General features: G+C 35.6%; 19 protein-coding genes and 3 tRNA genes. 7 read left to right on the forward strand and 15 right to left on the reverse strand.

The window, feature by feature from the left end; all coding sequences use genetic code 11:
* Positions 1-34: 34 nt before the first annotated feature.
* Genes pdxT through C6989_RS00640 form a run of 3 tightly spaced genes read right to left on the reverse strand, consistent with a single transcriptional unit; the run spans position 35 to position 2,178 of the window.
* Positions 35-649 (reverse strand): pyridoxal 5'-phosphate synthase glutaminase subunit PdxT, encoded by a 615-nt coding sequence (pdxT, locus tag C6989_RS00630; protein ID WP_148704020.1) that lies wholly within the window; start codon positions 647-649, stop codon positions 35-37.
* The gene (pdxS, locus tag C6989_RS00635) at positions 646-1,614 is read right to left on the reverse strand and encodes a pyridoxal 5'-phosphate synthase lyase subunit PdxS (protein WP_182126070.1); all 969 of its coding nucleotides are present in this window, start codon (positions 1,612-1,614) and stop codon (positions 646-648) included. The genes pdxT and pdxS overlap by 4 nt, the downstream gene beginning before the upstream one ends.
* Before the next feature lie 30 nt (positions 1,615-1,644).
* The gene (locus C6989_RS00640) at positions 1,645-2,178 is read right to left on the reverse strand and encodes a hypothetical protein (protein ID WP_148704022.1); all 534 of its coding nucleotides are present in this window, start codon (positions 2,176-2,178) and stop codon (positions 1,645-1,647) included.
* Between the two features lie 90 nt (positions 2,179-2,268).
* On the opposite strand from C6989_RS00640, the gene C6989_RS00645 reads away from it, so the two are divergent.
* A tRNA-Trp gene (locus C6989_RS00645) sits at positions 2,269-2,345 on the forward strand.
* Here the strand turns inward: C6989_RS00645 and C6989_RS00650 are convergent.
* Entirely contained in the window at positions 2,346-4,628 is a 2,283-nt protein-coding gene (locus C6989_RS00650; protein ID WP_148704023.1) for an aconitate hydratase, read from the reverse strand. It lies immediately after the preceding tRNA gene.
* 137 nt (positions 4,629-4,765) lie between these two features.
* On the opposite strand from C6989_RS00650, the gene C6989_RS00655 reads away from it, so the two are divergent.
* Positions 4,766-5,398, forward strand: coding sequence for a hypothetical protein (locus C6989_RS00655; protein ID WP_148704024.1), 633 nt, complete (start codon positions 4,766-4,768; stop codon positions 5,396-5,398).
* Between the two features lie 2 nt (positions 5,399-5,400).
* Here the strand turns inward: C6989_RS00655 and C6989_RS00660 are convergent, their stop codons facing one another.
* From C6989_RS00660 to C6989_RS00670, 3 genes are read right to left on the reverse strand one after another with little or no spacing between them, the layout of a single operon-like run.
* Entirely contained in the window at positions 5,401-5,967 is a 567-nt protein-coding gene (locus C6989_RS00660) for a hypothetical protein (protein ID WP_182126071.1), read from the reverse strand.
* Positions 5,968-5,986: 19 nt separating this feature from the next.
* A complete protein-coding gene (locus tag C6989_RS00665) occupies positions 5,987-6,226 on the reverse strand; it encodes an Lrp/AsnC ligand binding domain-containing protein (RefSeq protein ID WP_014963852.1) in 240 nt (79 codons plus the stop codon).
* 43 nt (positions 6,227-6,269) lie between these two features.
* The gene (locus tag C6989_RS00670; protein ID WP_148704026.1) at positions 6,270-6,689 is read right to left on the reverse strand and encodes an EVE domain-containing protein; all 420 of its coding nucleotides are present in this window, start codon (positions 6,687-6,689) and stop codon (positions 6,270-6,272) included.
* 254 nt (positions 6,690-6,943) lie between these two features.
* On the opposite strand from C6989_RS00670, the gene C6989_RS00675 reads away from it, so the two are divergent.
* Positions 6,944-7,204 (forward strand): hypothetical protein, encoded by a 261-nt coding sequence (locus tag C6989_RS00675; RefSeq protein ID WP_182126072.1) that lies wholly within the window; start codon positions 6,944-6,946, stop codon positions 7,202-7,204.
* On the opposite strand, the gene pheT is transcribed toward C6989_RS00675, so the two are convergent.
* Together pheT and C6989_RS00685 are read right to left on the reverse strand one after the other, a co-directional pair.
* The gene (gene pheT, locus C6989_RS00680) at positions 7,175-8,818 is read right to left on the reverse strand and encodes a phenylalanine--tRNA ligase subunit beta (protein WP_182126073.1); all 1,644 of its coding nucleotides are present in this window, start codon (positions 8,816-8,818) and stop codon (positions 7,175-7,177) included. The genes C6989_RS00675 and pheT overlap by 30 nt on opposite strands.
* The gene (locus tag C6989_RS00685; protein ID WP_182126074.1) at positions 8,809-10,194 is read right to left on the reverse strand and encodes a phenylalanine--tRNA ligase subunit alpha; all 1,386 of its coding nucleotides are present in this window, start codon (positions 10,192-10,194) and stop codon (positions 8,809-8,811) included. The genes pheT and C6989_RS00685 overlap by 10 nt, the downstream gene beginning before the upstream one ends.
* Positions 10,195-10,244: 50 nt before the next feature.
* Here C6989_RS00685 and C6989_RS00690 point away from each other — a divergent pair, with 50 nt between their 5' ends.
* Complete coding sequence (locus C6989_RS00690; protein ID WP_148704030.1) at positions 10,245-11,357, forward strand: tryptophan--tRNA ligase; 1,113 nt, start codon at positions 10,245-10,247, stop codon at positions 11,355-11,357.
* Positions 11,354-11,635 (forward strand): hypothetical protein, encoded by a 282-nt coding sequence (locus C6989_RS00695; protein ID WP_148704031.1) that lies wholly within the window; start codon positions 11,354-11,356, stop codon positions 11,633-11,635. The genes C6989_RS00690 and C6989_RS00695 overlap by 4 nt, the downstream gene beginning before the upstream one ends.
* A gap of 146 nt (positions 11,636-11,781) precedes the next feature.
* Here the strand turns inward: C6989_RS00695 and C6989_RS00700 are convergent, their stop codons facing one another.
* The 5 genes from C6989_RS00700 to C6989_RS00720 form a co-directional block, all read right to left on the reverse strand.
* Entirely contained in the window at positions 11,782-12,516 is a 735-nt protein-coding gene (locus tag C6989_RS00700) for a CxxC-x17-CxxC domain-containing protein (RefSeq protein WP_182126075.1), read from the reverse strand.
* Between the two features lie 69 nt (positions 12,517-12,585).
* On the reverse strand, positions 12,586-12,915 hold the full coding sequence (locus tag C6989_RS00705) for a hypothetical protein (protein WP_148704033.1): 330 nt from the start codon (positions 12,913-12,915) through the stop codon (positions 12,586-12,588).
* 52 nt (positions 12,916-12,967) lie between these two features.
* Positions 12,968-13,444: a phosphopantetheine adenylyltransferase gene (locus C6989_RS00710; protein ID WP_148704034.1), complete on the reverse strand. Its 477-nt coding sequence runs from the start codon at positions 13,442-13,444 to the stop codon at positions 12,968-12,970.
* 33 nt (positions 13,445-13,477) lie between these two features.
* Positions 13,478-14,515, reverse strand: a complete 1,038-nt coding sequence (locus C6989_RS00715) for a hypothetical protein (protein ID WP_255464609.1) — start codon at positions 14,513-14,515, stop codon at positions 13,478-13,480.
* A 325-nt stretch (positions 14,516-14,840) separates the two neighbouring features.
* A tRNA-Ala gene (locus tag C6989_RS00720) sits at positions 14,841-14,914 on the reverse strand.
* 80 nt (positions 14,915-14,994) lie between these two features.
* Between C6989_RS00720 and C6989_RS00725 the strand changes: the two genes are divergently transcribed.
* The gene (locus C6989_RS00725) at positions 14,995-15,549 is read left to right on the forward strand and encodes a thioredoxin family protein (RefSeq protein WP_182126077.1); all 555 of its coding nucleotides are present in this window, start codon (positions 14,995-14,997) and stop codon (positions 15,547-15,549) included.
* 33 nt (positions 15,550-15,582) lie between these two features.
* Positions 15,583-15,657, forward strand: a tRNA-Ile gene (locus C6989_RS00730).
* On the opposite strand, the gene C6989_RS00735 is transcribed toward C6989_RS00730, so the two are convergent.
* The gene (locus C6989_RS00735) at positions 15,658-16,551 is read right to left on the reverse strand and encodes a helix-turn-helix domain-containing protein (protein WP_182126078.1); all 894 of its coding nucleotides are present in this window, start codon (positions 16,549-16,551) and stop codon (positions 15,658-15,660) included. It lies immediately after the preceding tRNA gene.
* Positions 16,552-16,592 lie beyond the last annotated feature (41 nt).

Consider the following 16,592-nt stretch of genomic DNA (forward strand, 5'->3'; position numbering starts at 1 on the left):
GATTGTAGGATAAAATGTTGATTTGAATTAAGAATTAGTTTTTAGAGTCTTTAACTAGATTTACAAAATACTTGTGAACTGCCAAATCCTCAGTCAGTTCTGGATGAAAAGAAGTTCCAATGATATTTCCTTTTTTGATTGCAACAATTTTCTCATTAAACTTTGCAAGTACCTCAACATCACCAGCTGAAGAAATTGCAGGTGCTCGAATAAAGACACCATTAAAGTTTGAAATTCCAATAGAGTCCATTGAGATGTTAGCTTCAAATGATTCTCGTTGTCTTCCAAAAGAATTTCTTTCAAGCTCAATGTCTAGAAAATCAAATAGCGGTTGCTCAGTCTTTCCTACAACCTTGTCACTTGCATTGTTAGATAATAGTATCATTCCAGCACAAATTCCTAAAACTGGCATTCCTGATTCTACCTTTTGTTTGATTATTTTTTGAGAACCATTTACTAGAGACATTTGTCCAATTGTGGTACTTTCACCACCAGGAATGACTAGTCCATCCATTTGAGATATCTCCTCAGGGGTTTTTACAACATGAACAGTTGCATCTTCATTGAGGTCAGCAATAGAAGCTATCAAAGAAGATGCATTTTCAGCAACATCACCTTGGACAGATAAAATTCCGATTTTGGCACTCATGCTGAACTGCCTCTGTCTTGCATACGTAATTCTAGGGTCTTAACATCTAATCCTAACATTGATTGTCGCTCATCAATCATCTTTTGTGCTTCTTTGACCTTGTCAGTCTCATCCCAGAAAGTTGTAGCCAAAACTATTGCTCTTGCACGTTCTGGTGCATCATTTGCATTAAAAATTCCAGAACCAACAAAGATTCCATCACAACCAAGTGACATCAAATATGCTGCATCAGCTGGTGTTGCAATTCCACCTGCTGCAAAATTCACAACAGGTAATCTACCAAGTTTTGCAGTCTGCTCTACAATATCATAAGATACTTTGAACTCTCTTGACATTCGGACTAAATCTTGATTGTCACCTGAATCATAAATTGATTTTATTGCTCGTAGTTCATCATTTACTTTTTTAATGTGAGTGATAGCTTCTGCAACATTACCAGTCCCTGGTTCTCCTTTAGTTCTAATCATTGCAGCTCCTTCTTCGACTCTTCTCAAAGCTTCTGCAAGTGATCGTGCACCATTTACAACTGGTGTTGTCAAATCCCATTTCCAAATGTGACGAAGCTCATCAGCTGGAGTTAATACTTCTGATTCATCAATCATATCAACATCAGTCTCTTGCAAGACAAGTGCTTCATTGACATGACCAATTCTACATTTTGCCATAACAGGAATTGTAACTGAATCCATAATATCTTCAATAATTCTAATACTTGCAGTTCTTGCAACACCACCTGCTTTTCTAACATCAGATGGAAGTTTGTCTAATACCATTACAGAGACTGCGCCTGCCTCTTCGGCTATCTGTGCTTGCTCCACAGTTGTGACATCCATTACAACTCCGTTTTTTAGCATATGTGCAAAGCCACGCTTTAGAGTAGAAGAGCCACGGATAACATCGGATGATTCTGATTTTTCAGAAATTATTCCCTTTGCATCTTTACGTTCTCCAGATAATGGAAGCATACTCTAATTTTTCCTAGACGGTATTTGTACCTATTCACTTATGTCATTAATAATCCGGTCAAGTTCAGATTCAACCATGGTAATTATTGGAGGAATAAAACCATCAGTTGCACTTTGTTCTGGCCAATGGATTTCTTGTGCCCTGCCATTCAAAGTTATTTTTACATTAGACTTTTGAAATTCAGTTGCATTCTCTAAAATTGGAAAAGACTCAGACGGGATTTGCATAAACCCAGTCTCTTTGATTAGTGCCTTTATCTTGTTTAATTTTTTTTCATCTAGTGTAGAGCGAATGTCTGGCTGAAGATATCCTTGCTCAGTTACAGAATACTTCATCTCCCCGTCATTTTTGATTGTTAGGATTTCGGTCTTTTGTGCACCAACACGTTCTGTTACTCCATAATTGATCTTCTTTAGTTGATGTTTTGTGTATTCAATGTCAATCTTATCAAAAGAGTTTGCAGCAGAAATTGGAATTTCATTTTTTGTTAATAATGGAACAGAAATTAGTAATGCAACAATGACAGGAATTGCTCCCAATACCAAGTAAAATTTTTTCACCATAATTTATGAACAAATACAGTTTCTCATCATTCTCAAATAAATCTTGATTAAAAATAAGTTAAAATTCAAGATGAATATGTCGATTCTTGTGGGTCTGTAGTCTAGCCTGGTAGGACGATGGTCTCCAAAACCATCGGTCGTCGGTTCAAATCCGTCTGGGCCCACCACTATCTATTTCTCAAAACATTAAGAGCAGAACCAGCTTTGAACCATTCAATCTGAGCTTGATTGTAAGAGTGATTCAGCATAATCTCTTCTTTGTTACCATCATTATGTGTAATGATACACTTGACTTGTTTGCCAGGTTGCAAACCATTCAAATCAACTAGACTGATTTTATCATCTTCTAGAATTTTTTCATAATCATCAGGGTTATCAAATGTCAATGCTAGCAATCCCTGCTTTTTCAAGTTGGTCTCATGAATTCTTGCAAGACTTTTTGTAATTACTGCAGCGCATCCCAAATAACGTGGAGTCATTGCTGCATGTTCTCTGCTGCTTCCCTCACCGTAGTTGTTATCGCCAATGATTACCCATCGCATCTGTTTTTCTTTGTATTGTCTTGCGATTTGAGAAAATGATTCTAGTTGATTATTCAAAACATTCTTGCCTTTTCCTACTTCGTCATTAAATGCATTGACTGCACCAAGCAACATATTATCACTAAGATTATCCAAATGGCCTCGAAGGGATAGCCATGCACCTGCAGGAGAGATATGATCAGTTGTACATTTTCCTTTGGCCTTTACCATGATTGGAAGTTCTTCAAAGTCTTTTCCATCCCATTGTGAGAATGGTTCTAGTCTTTGCAGTCTCTTGCTGTTAGGATCAATGATTACCTCAACATCATCAGTGTTTTCTGGAGGTGCAACAAAGATTCCTTCAGGTCTCACGAATCCCTCTTCTGGAACTTCAGGGGCAGGCTTTGGAGGCTCTAGCTTGAACTTTGTTCCATCAGCTGCAGTTAGTTCATCAACAAGAGGATTAAAGGAGAGTTTTCCGCCCAAAGAAAGTGCAATAATCATTTCAGGACTGCCAATGAAATTCAATGTACTGCGGTGTCCGTCATTTCGTCCAGGGAAATTTCTGTTAAATGTTGTAACGATAGTGTTTTGCTCATCTTTGTCTAGTTCAGGTCTGTTCCATTGACCAATACAAGGACCACATGCATTTGCCAAAACTGTTGCACCAATGTCTTTGAGTGAATCCATCTGTCCATCACGTTCTATTGTTCCTCGGATTTGTTCAGAACCAGGAGTAACTAGTAACGGAATTTTTGCTTTGATTCCTTTTTGTTTTGCTTGCTCTGCTAAACTAGCAGCACGTGACATGTCTTCATAAGATGAATTTGTACAACTACCAATTAATGCAACAGAAATTGGATCAACATAATCATTTGATTTTACATCATCGGCTAACTCAGAGATGGAGCGTGCTAAATCAGGAGTGTGGGGTCCTACAATGTGTGGTTCTAGTGTTGAAAGATTAATCTCAATTACTCTATCAAAGAATTTTTCAGGATCAGATTCTACTTCAGGATCAGCTATTAAGGATTCCTTGTTTTGATTTGCAAGTTCTGCAATGCCACTTCTGTTTGTATATTTTAGATAAGTCTCCATTCTCTCATCGTATGGGAAGACTGAACATGTTGCACCAATTTCTGCTCCCATGTTAGTGATTGTGGCCTTGCCAGTACAGCTAATTGATTTTGTTCCAGGACCAAAGTATTCAACAATAGCATTGGTTCCACCAGATACTGTCAACTCTTCTGCAACCTTTAGAATGATATCTTTGGGAGCAGTCCATCCGGTTAGCTTACCAGTTAGTTTAACGCCAATTCTTTTTGGGTATAGTAATTCCCAAGGCAACCCAGCCATTGTTTCTGCTGCATCTAATCCACCAACACCAATTGCAATCATTCCTAGACCACCAGCATTTGGAGTATGAGAGTCAGTTCCAATCATTAATCCACCAGGAAATGCATAATTCTCAAGTACTACCTGATGAATGATACCTGCACCTGGTTTCCAAAATCCACATCCATATTTTGCAGAAGCTGATTGCAAAAATTTGAAGACTTCGCTGTTCTCATCAAGTGAAACTTTCATGTCAACATCGCCTTGAACTTCAGCTCGAATCAGATGATCACAGTGTACAGTAGTTGGCAATGCTGTTTGTTTTAGTTCTGCTTGCATAAATTGAAGCATTACCATTTGTCCTGTTACGTCTTGTAATGCAACTCTGTCGGGTTTGAGAAAAACGTAATCTTTTCCACCAGTAAAATTTGTATCATCAATTTGGTTAAAATGTCCAGAAAGGATTTTTTCAGTAAGTGTTAGTGGTCGTCCTGTAACGTTTCGGAATTTTGCGATGTTTTCTTTTAGTTTTGTATAAACACCTGAAACAAGTTCCGGAGTAGAATCAATATTCACATTATGCGGAGAATTCATCCCGAATTTAATATTTACAATTAAAAAAATTCAAAAATCAAAGCCACAGGCATGTAAATTCTTAACAATTATAAGCTAAAAGCAGCTTTTTAATTCATTGTTGGGGAGTCACATGTTTTTGAAGATGAGGTGTAAAAATGGTCAATAAGGGTTTTCCAAAATTTGGAATGTCTCAAGCAGGTGCATTTGTTGCAGCTCTAAAAAATTACAATTTACCTGATTTCATTTTAGTTCTTGTTGCAAAAGAATGCAAGTCAGACTTGCTAGAAAGAGGAAGAATCGATGACAGACTACAAAGCATGAATGATGAAGCATTAGAGTTATTGCACAAAGTCTTTGTAGGATGCGAAGAAGACAAGGCAGGAAAATATGCACAGTACAGATTCTATGCATATGTCTCAAGTATGTACCACAAATGCGAAGTTCTAGTCAATGAAACAATTCCTGGTAAAACTGGCAAGAATCACAAAATTCCCGTAGCAGTAAAAAACAACGGAATGTACATTGCAGTTGCACAAAACAAGGCAACCGGACATCCAGTTAATAAAAAAGATGCAGTAAAGTTCTACGATATAGTAGATGACATTAAGAGTGGGGACCACGGAACTATGCTAACTGATGCAATTTTTGGCTCCTCAGTAGGATTCAAAGGAGATGCACTAGTTGAATTAGAAAACTTGAGCAAATCAAGAGATGATGATCCTGAAAACAAATTAGATTTTAAAACAGCAAACTTTGAAAATAATATTTACTCTGTAACAAAGTGTTAATTTTACAAATTTAGTTCTCTAGTATCCATTGTAAGAAACATTGGCTTTCCATCTGTTCTTTTAAAATTTTCATCATATTGTTCAAACTCTAATTGCTCAAAGAGATGTTTTGTCCAAATATCATGTACTTCTCTTGCATGTTTTTTTCTACCCATCTGTCGCAGCTGCTCATGAAGTATTTCATGAGATACAGTTGTACAGTTTTTTTCTGCAAGGTATAGTTCATTGTTTGGCTCTTTTGGTTTTACCCAAAATACCATTCCAAAGTTTTCTGCATGATATCCTTCACAAGTACAATCAGTCCACATTGGTCTGAAATGAGTCAGATAGAAATGATAGATGTCTTTGCCTCTTTGGTCATGATCACGCAATAGAGTATGTGTGTCTAGTTTTTGTAAAATGCTAGTTGGCTTTGTGATCATTTGATCACATTTGATTTCATAGTCTTTGCCAAACTTTTCTTTAATCCAAACTTTGAAGAATTGAGCCAGTTTCTTGACATATTCATACTCAAATTGTCTCTCTTTGAGCTCTTCTTCTTTTACGACAAAAATAAAATGTAAAATCATAATAAGAAAAAAGGGGTGTTTATGTTTGGCCTTCAATACCCATTAGGGTTAGTGTTGAGCGAATCTTTTCAATTTTTCTGATCTTCCAAGTAATTGTTTCTCTAAGTTTTTCAACAGTATCAGACTCGATCTTGGCCAAAATATCATATGCACCAAAAGTTCCGTGAACTTCCTTAACACCTTCTAAGCCCTTTAGTTGTTGAATAATTGCTTCTTCAGAACCTAGTTCACAGTTGATTAACACATAAGCTGTTGCCATAAAATAATTACAAAATTCGACTATATCAATAAACCGATTACGTTTAGTTTTGAGAAATCTTTAAAATTTCATCCCAAATTGGCTTTGGAACAGGCATGACAGATAATCTAGAAATTCGAATCAGTTCCCAGTCTTTAAATTTTTTATTTTTCTTCATCTCATCAAGTGTAACGGGACGCTTTAGTGCTTTTTTGTATTTTACATCAACTACAATAAAACGTTCAACGTCTTCTTTGGGATTCGAATATGGTTTTGATGTAACTTGCATAATTCCAACTGCTTGTCTTTCATCACCGGTGTGATAAAACAAAACAAGATCACCGGATTTCATTTCCCTCATGTGCTTTAATGCCAAGTTGTTATGGACACCATCCCAAACAGTTGTCTTGTCTTTTTTTAGTTGCTCAAAATTATAACCGCGAGGTCCGCTTGGTTCTTGTTTTGCCAACCAGTAATTTACCATTTTCAAATTTTGTATCATCAAGGGATACTTTATTGTTTATGAAAAGACAAAATGTTCCCCGGTTCTGACTCGCACAAGATCATTGGTATTTTAGCCAAAACCTCCTTGGGTTCTGAAACCGGGGTTGCCCATAATGTAGCACGCCTGGGTGAATTAGAAATCATTGGTATCATTACGATCGACATCATCCTAATCCGTCTGCGTGCCTGCTCTTGGGCGATTAATTATAGAGCATATCCTACTAAAAACCATTGATGGAGATCAAAAATCAAACACTGTTTTTTGTAGGAATCATAGTTTTGATTTTGGGGATGTTGATCATAATTTTTGATTATCCACAACTTCAGCTCTTAGAGAGTATGGATTCAGAATCATACTATATGCTTGATCAACAAAAAAAGGACATTCATCAAAGAATGAAAATTGAAATTAGCATTGGAATTGGATTATTTGTCACAGGAATTGGATTACTAGCAGTGTCTTTTCTAAAGAGATTTGAGAATAGACTCAGATAATGATATCTCAAAACCAACTACAGGTACGCGGATTTTGTAATTTTCAATAATTTTGGAGTTTATCTCACCGATAACACCGATTGTTTTATTGTTAATTACCACATCGGCACAATGACCTTTTTCAAATGAAGGATGTTCTGTAGTTTTGGTTTTAATTTCTATATCAAATCCTGTCTTTAATGCTGATTGTAAAACAGATTTGATTTCAGTAAAGTTTGCATCCTGATGTGCACTAATTCCAGAGAAACACCTTTCTTCAGAGACAGGATTGCCTGAAGAAAATACTGTTCCAGTTTCAAATAGTTTCTGAGGATATGACTCGTGAATGTTCTTTGATAGATTCTCTAATAATCCAGGCAAAATTGAATCACGCAATATTGTATGCTCTTGGCTTTTAGAGTCACGAACAGAGATGATGGTTTGTGGTTCACGGTTTGCCATTTCATAAAGAACTCTTTTGCTAGTCAAACTAGAGTTCAGTGCCTCAAGATATCCTAGTCCAATCATAGTTTGACTAAGAGATTTTAGTTGCAGTGAGATTGGATTTGTTTGTCCAAGTGTTTGAGAAGGAGACATTGTAGGCTCAAGATTCTGTATTCCATAGCCTAAAGCAACTTCTTCAACTAAATCCATTGGGCCAAAAATATCAAAACGATATGCAGGGATGACGCAAACAATATTTTTACCTTTGAGCGTAGCATCAAGTCTTGATTTTTTTAGAGACGATACAATCTTTGAATTATTTAGATTCAGTCCAAGTGTTTGATTAATTAATAATGGATCAACTGTCATCTTTCGTTCAGCAAGTTTTGGAGAAGAGTTTTTTGCACCAGAGATTTGAACTGACTCCAAAGAGAATCCAGCGCTTTGCAAAATTGTTGCAACCACAGATAACATGTCTTCTGCATCAGCTTTGTTTATTCCGGTAACCTCGACAAACAGATTTTTGGTTTTTGTAGTTACAGTAGTTACTGCAGAATTAACTATGGGAGGAAAAGAAATTGTCTTCTTGTTTGCATCAAGTATCAAAGGCATCTTAGAAGAATTTGCAAGCAAATCTCCATAGTCCTTTCCAACCTCAGTTGTTTTGAGAATCTCATCAATGGAGAGTTCTTTGGTAGAGTTTAGCGGAGTAAACTTGTATTTTCTATCAGATGTGGCATAGACTAGAGGAAACTGAATTTTATCTAAATCATGGATACCAATTGAGGATTTTTTTCTTTTTCGTCCAATTCCAAAATGCAGGTCTTCTTGCATTGCCATGAGTTGCTTGATGGTTTTATCATCAATTTTTCCATTTTTTGCAACGATTCCAGTTACAAATGGCCTTACTTTGGTAACATCAGATTTTACAGAAATGGCATATTGTTTTGATTTTTTGATTTTGAGTTTGATTGCACCTGATTTGATTCCTAGCAGTCCTTGCATTCCCAATGCAATTCCAAAGTCAGTGGAATAATCAGGTCTGTTTGGACTGTATTCAATTCGGACTAGATCCTTGTCTTCAGACTCTATATCAAGTCCTAAAAATGGCAATGAATCTGCAATCTGTTTTTTTGATGCCTTGCCAATTAGTTTTTGAAGACTAGAATAAGATAATTCTACTACTGGCATTTTGTTGCACTCCTCAACCAATTCAAATTGTTATTGTAAAATTCTCTTACATCATCAAGACCATACTTTAGCATTGCAATTCTTTCAATGCCACCGCCCCATGCCAAGACAGGTTTTGTTATGCCAAGAGGTTTTGTAACTTCAGGTCTGAATATTCCCATTCCAAATAACTCAACCCATTTTCCCAATCTTTCATTGTATACCATAGTTTGAAGTGATGGCTCTGTATATGGGAAGAAGGTTGGCCAGAACTTTATTTTTGTAATTCCAATTCGTTTGTAAAACTCTCGCTGAATTCCCATTAGATTTCTCAAGTTGGCATCTTTGCCAACAACTACTCCTTCAATTTGATTAAATTCTACAAGATGTTTGTAGCTGACTTTTTCATTTCTAAAGACACGTCCCAATGAAAATACTCGGGCCTCATCAGGTTTTGTTTCTGCAAGATGTTTTATTGTAACACAAGTGGTGTGGGTGCGTAAAACCATCTTTCGCGCTTCGTTGATATCCCACTGGTATCGCCAATTTTTCTTGTGAGATTCAGAAACCTTTTTGATTTGCTCAGGTGTTGCAATCTTTTTTGCAGAAACCCCATCAAGATAGAAAGTGTCTTGCAGTTCTCTGGCAGGATGGTCTTGAGGGGTAAATAGCGCATCAAAGTTCCAAAAGCTTGACTGTGTCATGTTTCCATAAATTTCTGAAAAACCCAAAGTGACAAAAATTTCACGAATTTCATCAATAGTGTTTTTTAGAGGATGAGTTCTGGCAACATTAGTAGCAGGTACTGCAGCTTCAACATCAATTCCGCCTGAAGAATTATCAAGATTAAGTGATTTTGCAGAATCGGTAAGAGAGATTTGCTTGGTCTTTAGAATTTCTTCTACAACAAAGTCAGGACGTCTCAAGAGTCCTGATAAATCATCAGAGTCTAGTTGATTAACATCTAATTTCTGCTCGCCGATTTGTTTGAGAGTTTTTTCTCCAGGTAAAACAGATGGCGGACTCTTAAGAGAAACATTATCTGATGTTGTCTCTACCCAATTGTTTTTTCTTGCTAGTCCCATTGCAGGTCCAAACACTGGACCCAGTTCTTTTTGTAAATCAGATAGTTTAGATTTTGTTTTTAAAAGATCTAGCAATCTTCTTTCAGGTAGTCCCTTTTGAAGAGATTCCTTTCCGTTTTTTCCCAATCTAATGATACTTGATTTTGATTCATCAACATTTGCCAGTTCTTTTAGTTTTAGCCATTCAATTCCACGTCGGATTTGATCTGATGAAAGTCCTGTAGATTTTTCAAGATTTTCAGGAGTTTGTTTAGGGTTGTCTTTTAGAGATATGATTATTTTTTTTTCAATATCATGAAAAACCTGTGACAACACCAAAACTTCGAAAAAGACTTTTTAAACCTTAACCTAAGTCAATTTGAATGTCAGCTGACGATTTCGTTGTGACTCCTTGGCATGTCGAGGGAGATATAGACTATGATAAATTAATCAAGCAATTTGGCACTCAGAAGATTTCTCCAGAATTACTGCAAAGAATCACAAAAATTACTGGCGAAGATCATTTCATGCTCAGACGAGGCATCTTCTTTTCACACAGAGAGATGAACAGAATTCTCAATGATTATGAAAAAGGTAACAAATTCTTCTTATACACTGGACGAGGGCCATCAGGACACACCCATATTGGCCACTTGGTTCCATGGGTTTTTGCAAAATGGCTACAAGAGAAATTTGATGTTAACATGTATTTTCAGCTTACAGATGATGAGAAATTTTATTCAAAACAAAATCTAACTTTGGATGAAACAAAAAAATTTGCATATGAAAATGCACTTGACTTTATTGCACTAGGTTTCAAGCCAGAAAAAACAAAAATCATTATCAACACAAGAAATATTCAAACGCTTTATCCAATTGCAGCTCAAGTTGCAAAGAAAATTAATTTTTCAAACACTAAAGCCACTTTTGGTTTTACAAATGACACTAATATTGGTATGATATTTTACACATCACTACAGTCTGCCCCATGCTTTATTGAAGACAAGCCAGTCTTGATTCCTCTAGGAGTTGACCAAGATCCCCACTTTAGACTAACAAGAGACATTGCACCTAAAATTGGAAAACCAAAACCAGCATTAATTCACAACATAATGATTCCAGGACTAGAAGGGCCTGGAGGAAAAATGTCAGCTTCTAATGAAAACGGTACTGTTTACACAACAGATGAACCAAATGTAGTAAAAAAGAAAATCAACAAACACGCATTTTCAGGTGGCCAAACAAGTGTTGAAGAACACAGAAAGCTTGGAGGAAATCCAGACATTGATGTGTCATATCAATATCTAAGAATATTTTTTGAACCAGATGATAACAAGTTAAAATCAATTTATGATGATTACAAGTCTGGAAAATTACTTTCTGGAGAACTAAAAGCAATTTTAATTGAAAAAATTAATGAATTTCTAGCAGTGCACCAAGATAAACGCGAAAAGGCAAAAGACCAGATTGATGAATTTCTTTTTGAGAATAAATGAAAATAACAATTACGTGTGAAGACAAATATGAGGCTCAAAAACTAGCCAGTCTTATTTTCATCAAAGATGGAAAAGAGACATTTATCACAGGAATTCTAAATGTTGTAAAAAACGAATTGGTAATATCATTAAAGGATAAATCGGCTCACAGTATTTTACTTGAGAATGAAGCAAATGTAGAAAGATTTGCAGATTTTACCCAGTCAGTTATTGACAAAGAGCACAAAATAGTATCAACTAAAATTCTTGAAAATCAAGTAGAGATTGTTAAGGGTTGAACCTAGGAACCAAACATGGTCCAGAGTGCCACTGCACCAACCATTGCAATTAAAGAAATTCCAATTGCCTTCAAATCACTATTCATAGTTTAATTTTAGAATTATTATAATTAAAGTGTTAATAAGTTCTCAAAGATGATTTTAGATCATCGTGGGAAAAATTTACTTTTTTTCTGTTTAGGTCGGGATTTTTGTTCTTTAGGTTTTGCAACAGGCTGTCGAATTTCATTACAATTCAAGCACAGCACCTTTAGTTCCTCTCTTGCAAGATCAGGCTCTGAGATATATTTTCCCCAAGATGAGGCAGAACCGCTACGTCCAATTTCATCAAAAGAAGAATCATCAGAAACAGGACTAAACCCTAGAGCCCGTTCATCTTTAAATCCACAACTAGAGCAAACTTTGCCTCCCAAGATTTCAAATAATTTTTCTTTGATTGTTGCATAGAATTTATCTGATCCATTACTGAAAAAGCTCTCGCGTTTTTTTGAAAATTTATCATTTTTTAGTTTTCTAGGTCTATCTCTACTTGATTCTCTTCTGTCATCTCTAGAATATCTTGAGCCTCTGTCATCTCTGCGAGATTCTCTTCTGTCATCTCTGGAGTATCTTGAACCTCTATCATCTCTTGAATAATTATCACGTCCTGAATCTTGTGGTTTATTTTGTCTAAAACAATCACTGCAATATACAGGCCTATCAGTTCTTGGAACAAATGGGACTTCACATTCATCTCCACAATCAGCACACGTTACAGTTGCAGACTCTCTTTTTCTATCTCTAGAGTATCCATCATCTCTAGAATTTCTAAAAGAGCGAGTAGTATCATCTCTTCTTCTAGATTTTTTCTTATTAGAATACTTTGATTTGTAAAGTTCCATGATTCTGATTATGTTGATTTTATTGGTTATAGATACTTAGAGGTTGTATTTGTGCCTAGAAAAAAATATTCAAACTAGTGATTTGTCCATTTCAGTTGCAAGAATTTCTTGTACTTTAAGAAAATATAATTTTGTTGAATAAGGCATATCATCTAAGTTATTGTCAACTGCAATCATAAAATATCTAACAGCACGTTTTGAGATATCTAAATTAAATTTCATCAAAAGTATTGGATCTTGATGAACCTTGATTTTGTCTTGAAGCCAGGGGGGCGCCATCTCTATTGTTTCTTTGATAATTTTATCATACCAAAATGACAGATTCTGAGGATGTAATCCCTGTTTAAGATTAGATACATCCGTATCTATTTTTTTCATCATATGGTTAATGATTGCCATGAGACTGAATCCTAGAATTTTGTTTTATTGCAATTACTCAAAGTTCTGCAAGCTACTTGTCAATTGATAACAAGTTTCCTTCTGGATCAATTTCAGAATTCTTGATTCTAGTTGTAGAGATTCTAGAGCCGTCTTTTGCCAAAAACATGGGCACAGTAATGATTTTGACTGGAGGCAGACTCTTTTGAGCCCTTAACTTGTTTAGTGCATCTCCCTGATTACTTGTTTCATCACTTACTACAAGTGCCTCAACTTTGGGTTCTAAAACTGCAGGTCCAAAATCATTTTCTAGTTTACTAATTTGAAAAGAAGAGTTTGGAAATTCTTTAAAAATAATTTCAGTTAGATTTGCTAGACGTTTTTCATATTTGTTTGAAACAGTCTTTCCCTTTCTTTTTGCAAACTCATCACTAGTCAGTCCAATGATTACTTTATCTGAAATTTCAAAAGCACTTGAAAGTAGTATGATATGTCCCCTATGAATTATATCAAATGTGCCTCCCATTGCAACTAGAGAGAATTCAGACATGCCAATCTATGGGTTTCTTTGAAAATAAACCTACTAGTTTACATTAATTAAAACAAATGGACCCTGTTCTGCCAAGGGGATGTTACTTCTATCCCAAACAAAAGTCTCAATGAAAAAGAGTCCACTTTTTTCTGGAATCCAATCTACTACCTGAGATTGGAGTTTTGCAAATTCAAATCGTCCATCAAATTTTCCAATGTATTCGACTTTGCCAGTTTCAGCTTCTTTGATTTGAACATAATACGTGTATGGAACATTATAGCTATTTTGTTCCTCAACAAACTCCACTGTGGTTTTACTTTCAATATTTACTGTAGAACCAAGTGGAATTTCAGATAGTTTGTTTCCATATGAATCAGTTACAGAAACACTTGATATCGATACAAGTTTTGTTAGTGATTGTGGTTTGGGAATTTTTACATCAACAAAATCAGAAGAGAACACATCTGATTCTGCAAATAACAAAAAGCCTACTGCTCTAAAATCAATTTTTTTATCAATATTAAATGAGACTTCAGCATCAGACTCAACATCACCTAATTCAATTGTTGCTACCTCAAGAATTCTAGGTGGTTCAAACCCATCATAGAATGCAAGGTAAACATTGGTGTTAGAATTTGGCGCACCGCTATTTTTCAATACTCCTTCAAAGAACAGTGTTTTGTCCAATGAAACTTCACTAGTGTATACAGCAAGTCCTTTTTGTTTTGATGATGAAGAATCAAATCCCAGAAGAGTGATTGATGCTTGGGTAATTGCAGGATTTGGAGTTTCAGAGCGAATAATAAATGGAGACTCACCATTTGGTGGAATTACCTCAAGGGTTGTTCTGCCTTGAACAATCTCTATAGGGTTAGGGTCAAGATCATCAAATAATTTTACTTGAATCAATACATTAGTAACAGAAGTTTGAGAATTGTGATTTTTAACAGCACCAACTACAACAGTATAGCCATCAGAATCCTGATAGACAAAAGGAGTTTCACTTTTTAGAGATACTGAAAGTGTTGAAGGAGTATCAGTGACTTCAGCAGAAAAGGCTTGTGAAAATGGAATAAGAAGGAAAACCAAAAACGCGCCAAAAATGAATTTTTGCATCAGTATTTTTTTGGTATTGAGATTAATTTTCTAGAACATATCATATAGTCAACAAGAAAGGTAACAACGTTTTACCTAGTTTACACTAATTAAACAAAATAATAAAAAGAGATGTAAGTTTTAGTTTCTCTTTGCGGTAATTGCTAACCAGTAAATTAATCCTGGAGCTAAACCAACAATTAGTGGAATGAATACTGGCCATCCATCTACTGCGCTTGCCATGAGGAAAAACGGAAACTTATCCTATTTAAATCCATCCAGCAAACCCGAATTCTGCGAAGATCGTGCATATTAGAAGTGGACCGGACGGAATTTGAATCCGTGACCCCCCGCGTGCAAGGCGGGTATACTACCAGGCTATACTACCGGCCCACACGAGGTTTGATTAATCTGTGGATTTTAATTGTTGTCTTCTTGGCAAGAATTTTATTTGAAAGCAGGAATGTTTTCTCATGGTACTTTTAGAATCTCAAGTTAAGCTAAAAGCGGGAGATATTGCACCTGATTTTGAGTTACTGGGAATTGATGACAAAAGACATTCCCTAAATAATTATAGCAATTACAAAGGAATCTTGATAATTTTCATGTGCAATCATTGTCCTTATGTCAAGGCAAAAGCTGATGCATTAAATGAATTGTATGAAAAGTTTGGAAAAGATATTGCAATTATCGGAATCAACAGTAATGATTCAACAAATTATCCTGAAGACAGTTTTGATGCAATGAAAGAGACAGCAAAAGAGAAGGGATTTGGATTTGACTATTTGATAGATGAGACACAAGAGATTGCCAGGAAATATGGTGCAATGTGTACTCCAGACCCATTCTTGTTTAATGCCCAAAAACAGCTAGTATTTCATGGAAAAATTGACAATGCAATGAAGCCAGACGATACTGCTACAGAAAAGACCATGATTAACAACATCCAGAAATTATTAGATGGAGAAAAAATCGAAAATGACTTTGACCCATCTATTGGCTGTTCAATCAAGTGGAAAGAAAATTAGACTTAAATGACTCTGGCCTAGAGATTTGTTCGTGGGCTCGTAGCTCAGCTTGGCTGGAGCGTTCGACTGATAATCGAAAGGTCATGAGTTCGAATCTCATCGGGCCCATTACTTTAGATTTTGATATACTGTTTGAGACCACTGAATGATTTCATCTAATTTATCTGTCAAAAGATCAGAACTGTTCTTGGCTTTTTTTGAAGGATTTCCACAAAGTATCAGTTTCATACGTTTTCCAGATTTTATTTTGATTGGATTAATTGAATCAGCAAAAAAGTTCAGTCCCGCATCTGTTTCTGAGAAAACAAGTACAATCAAAATACCTGGTTTTTGTTTCCAAATCTTTCCAACCAGTTTTTGAAAATCAAGATCAAACAAGACGTTGATTGCCGAAGACATATCCCCCAAATGAGAAACCTGCCATCCATCTGAATGAAATGCAGTAGATGCTGCTTCTGCAAGTAGACTGCTATGAAAGTCAGCTGAAATTACAACTATGTTCTTTTTTGGATCAGCAACTATTGGAATTTGATTTAAAATTTGAAGAGATTTGGAGATTATAGTTCTAAGGAGATTTTGCTCAGCAGAGCCAATTTTTCCTTCATCAAACAAGTTCTTGACTGACTCTATAGTAGGAGAAATAACTTCAATTATCAAACGATTAGCTGTTGCTCCAGAATGTAGAGAATTTCGAATCAAAGAGTAAACTTGATCTTCTTTTCCTTTAATCAAATAATCAAGAAACAGAGGTGCGACTTTGAAATAGTCATCAGGAAAATTGAAAGATTCTTGTCCTGGCTCTAAAAACCACAACGTCATATTTCCAATATTTTTTTGTCTAACCAATCCTTCAACTGCAAAAACCTTGAGATATTTTGTCATGGTAATTCTGCTAATCTCCATTTTATCAGAAATCTCTACTCCTGACATTCCAGTTTCAGAATCCTTCAAAACTGAAATTAGTTTTTCACGAATTTCTTCAGCAGAATATCCTTTTCCCATAATTGCTCTTGGATGAAGGTATTGTATAAAGACTAATTTTG

This window comes from Nitrosopumilus sp. b2 (genome assembly GCF_014078535.1).
GTDB classification, from domain to species: Archaea; Thermoproteota; Nitrososphaeria; order Nitrososphaerales; family Nitrosopumilaceae; genus Nitrosopumilus; species Nitrosopumilus piranensis.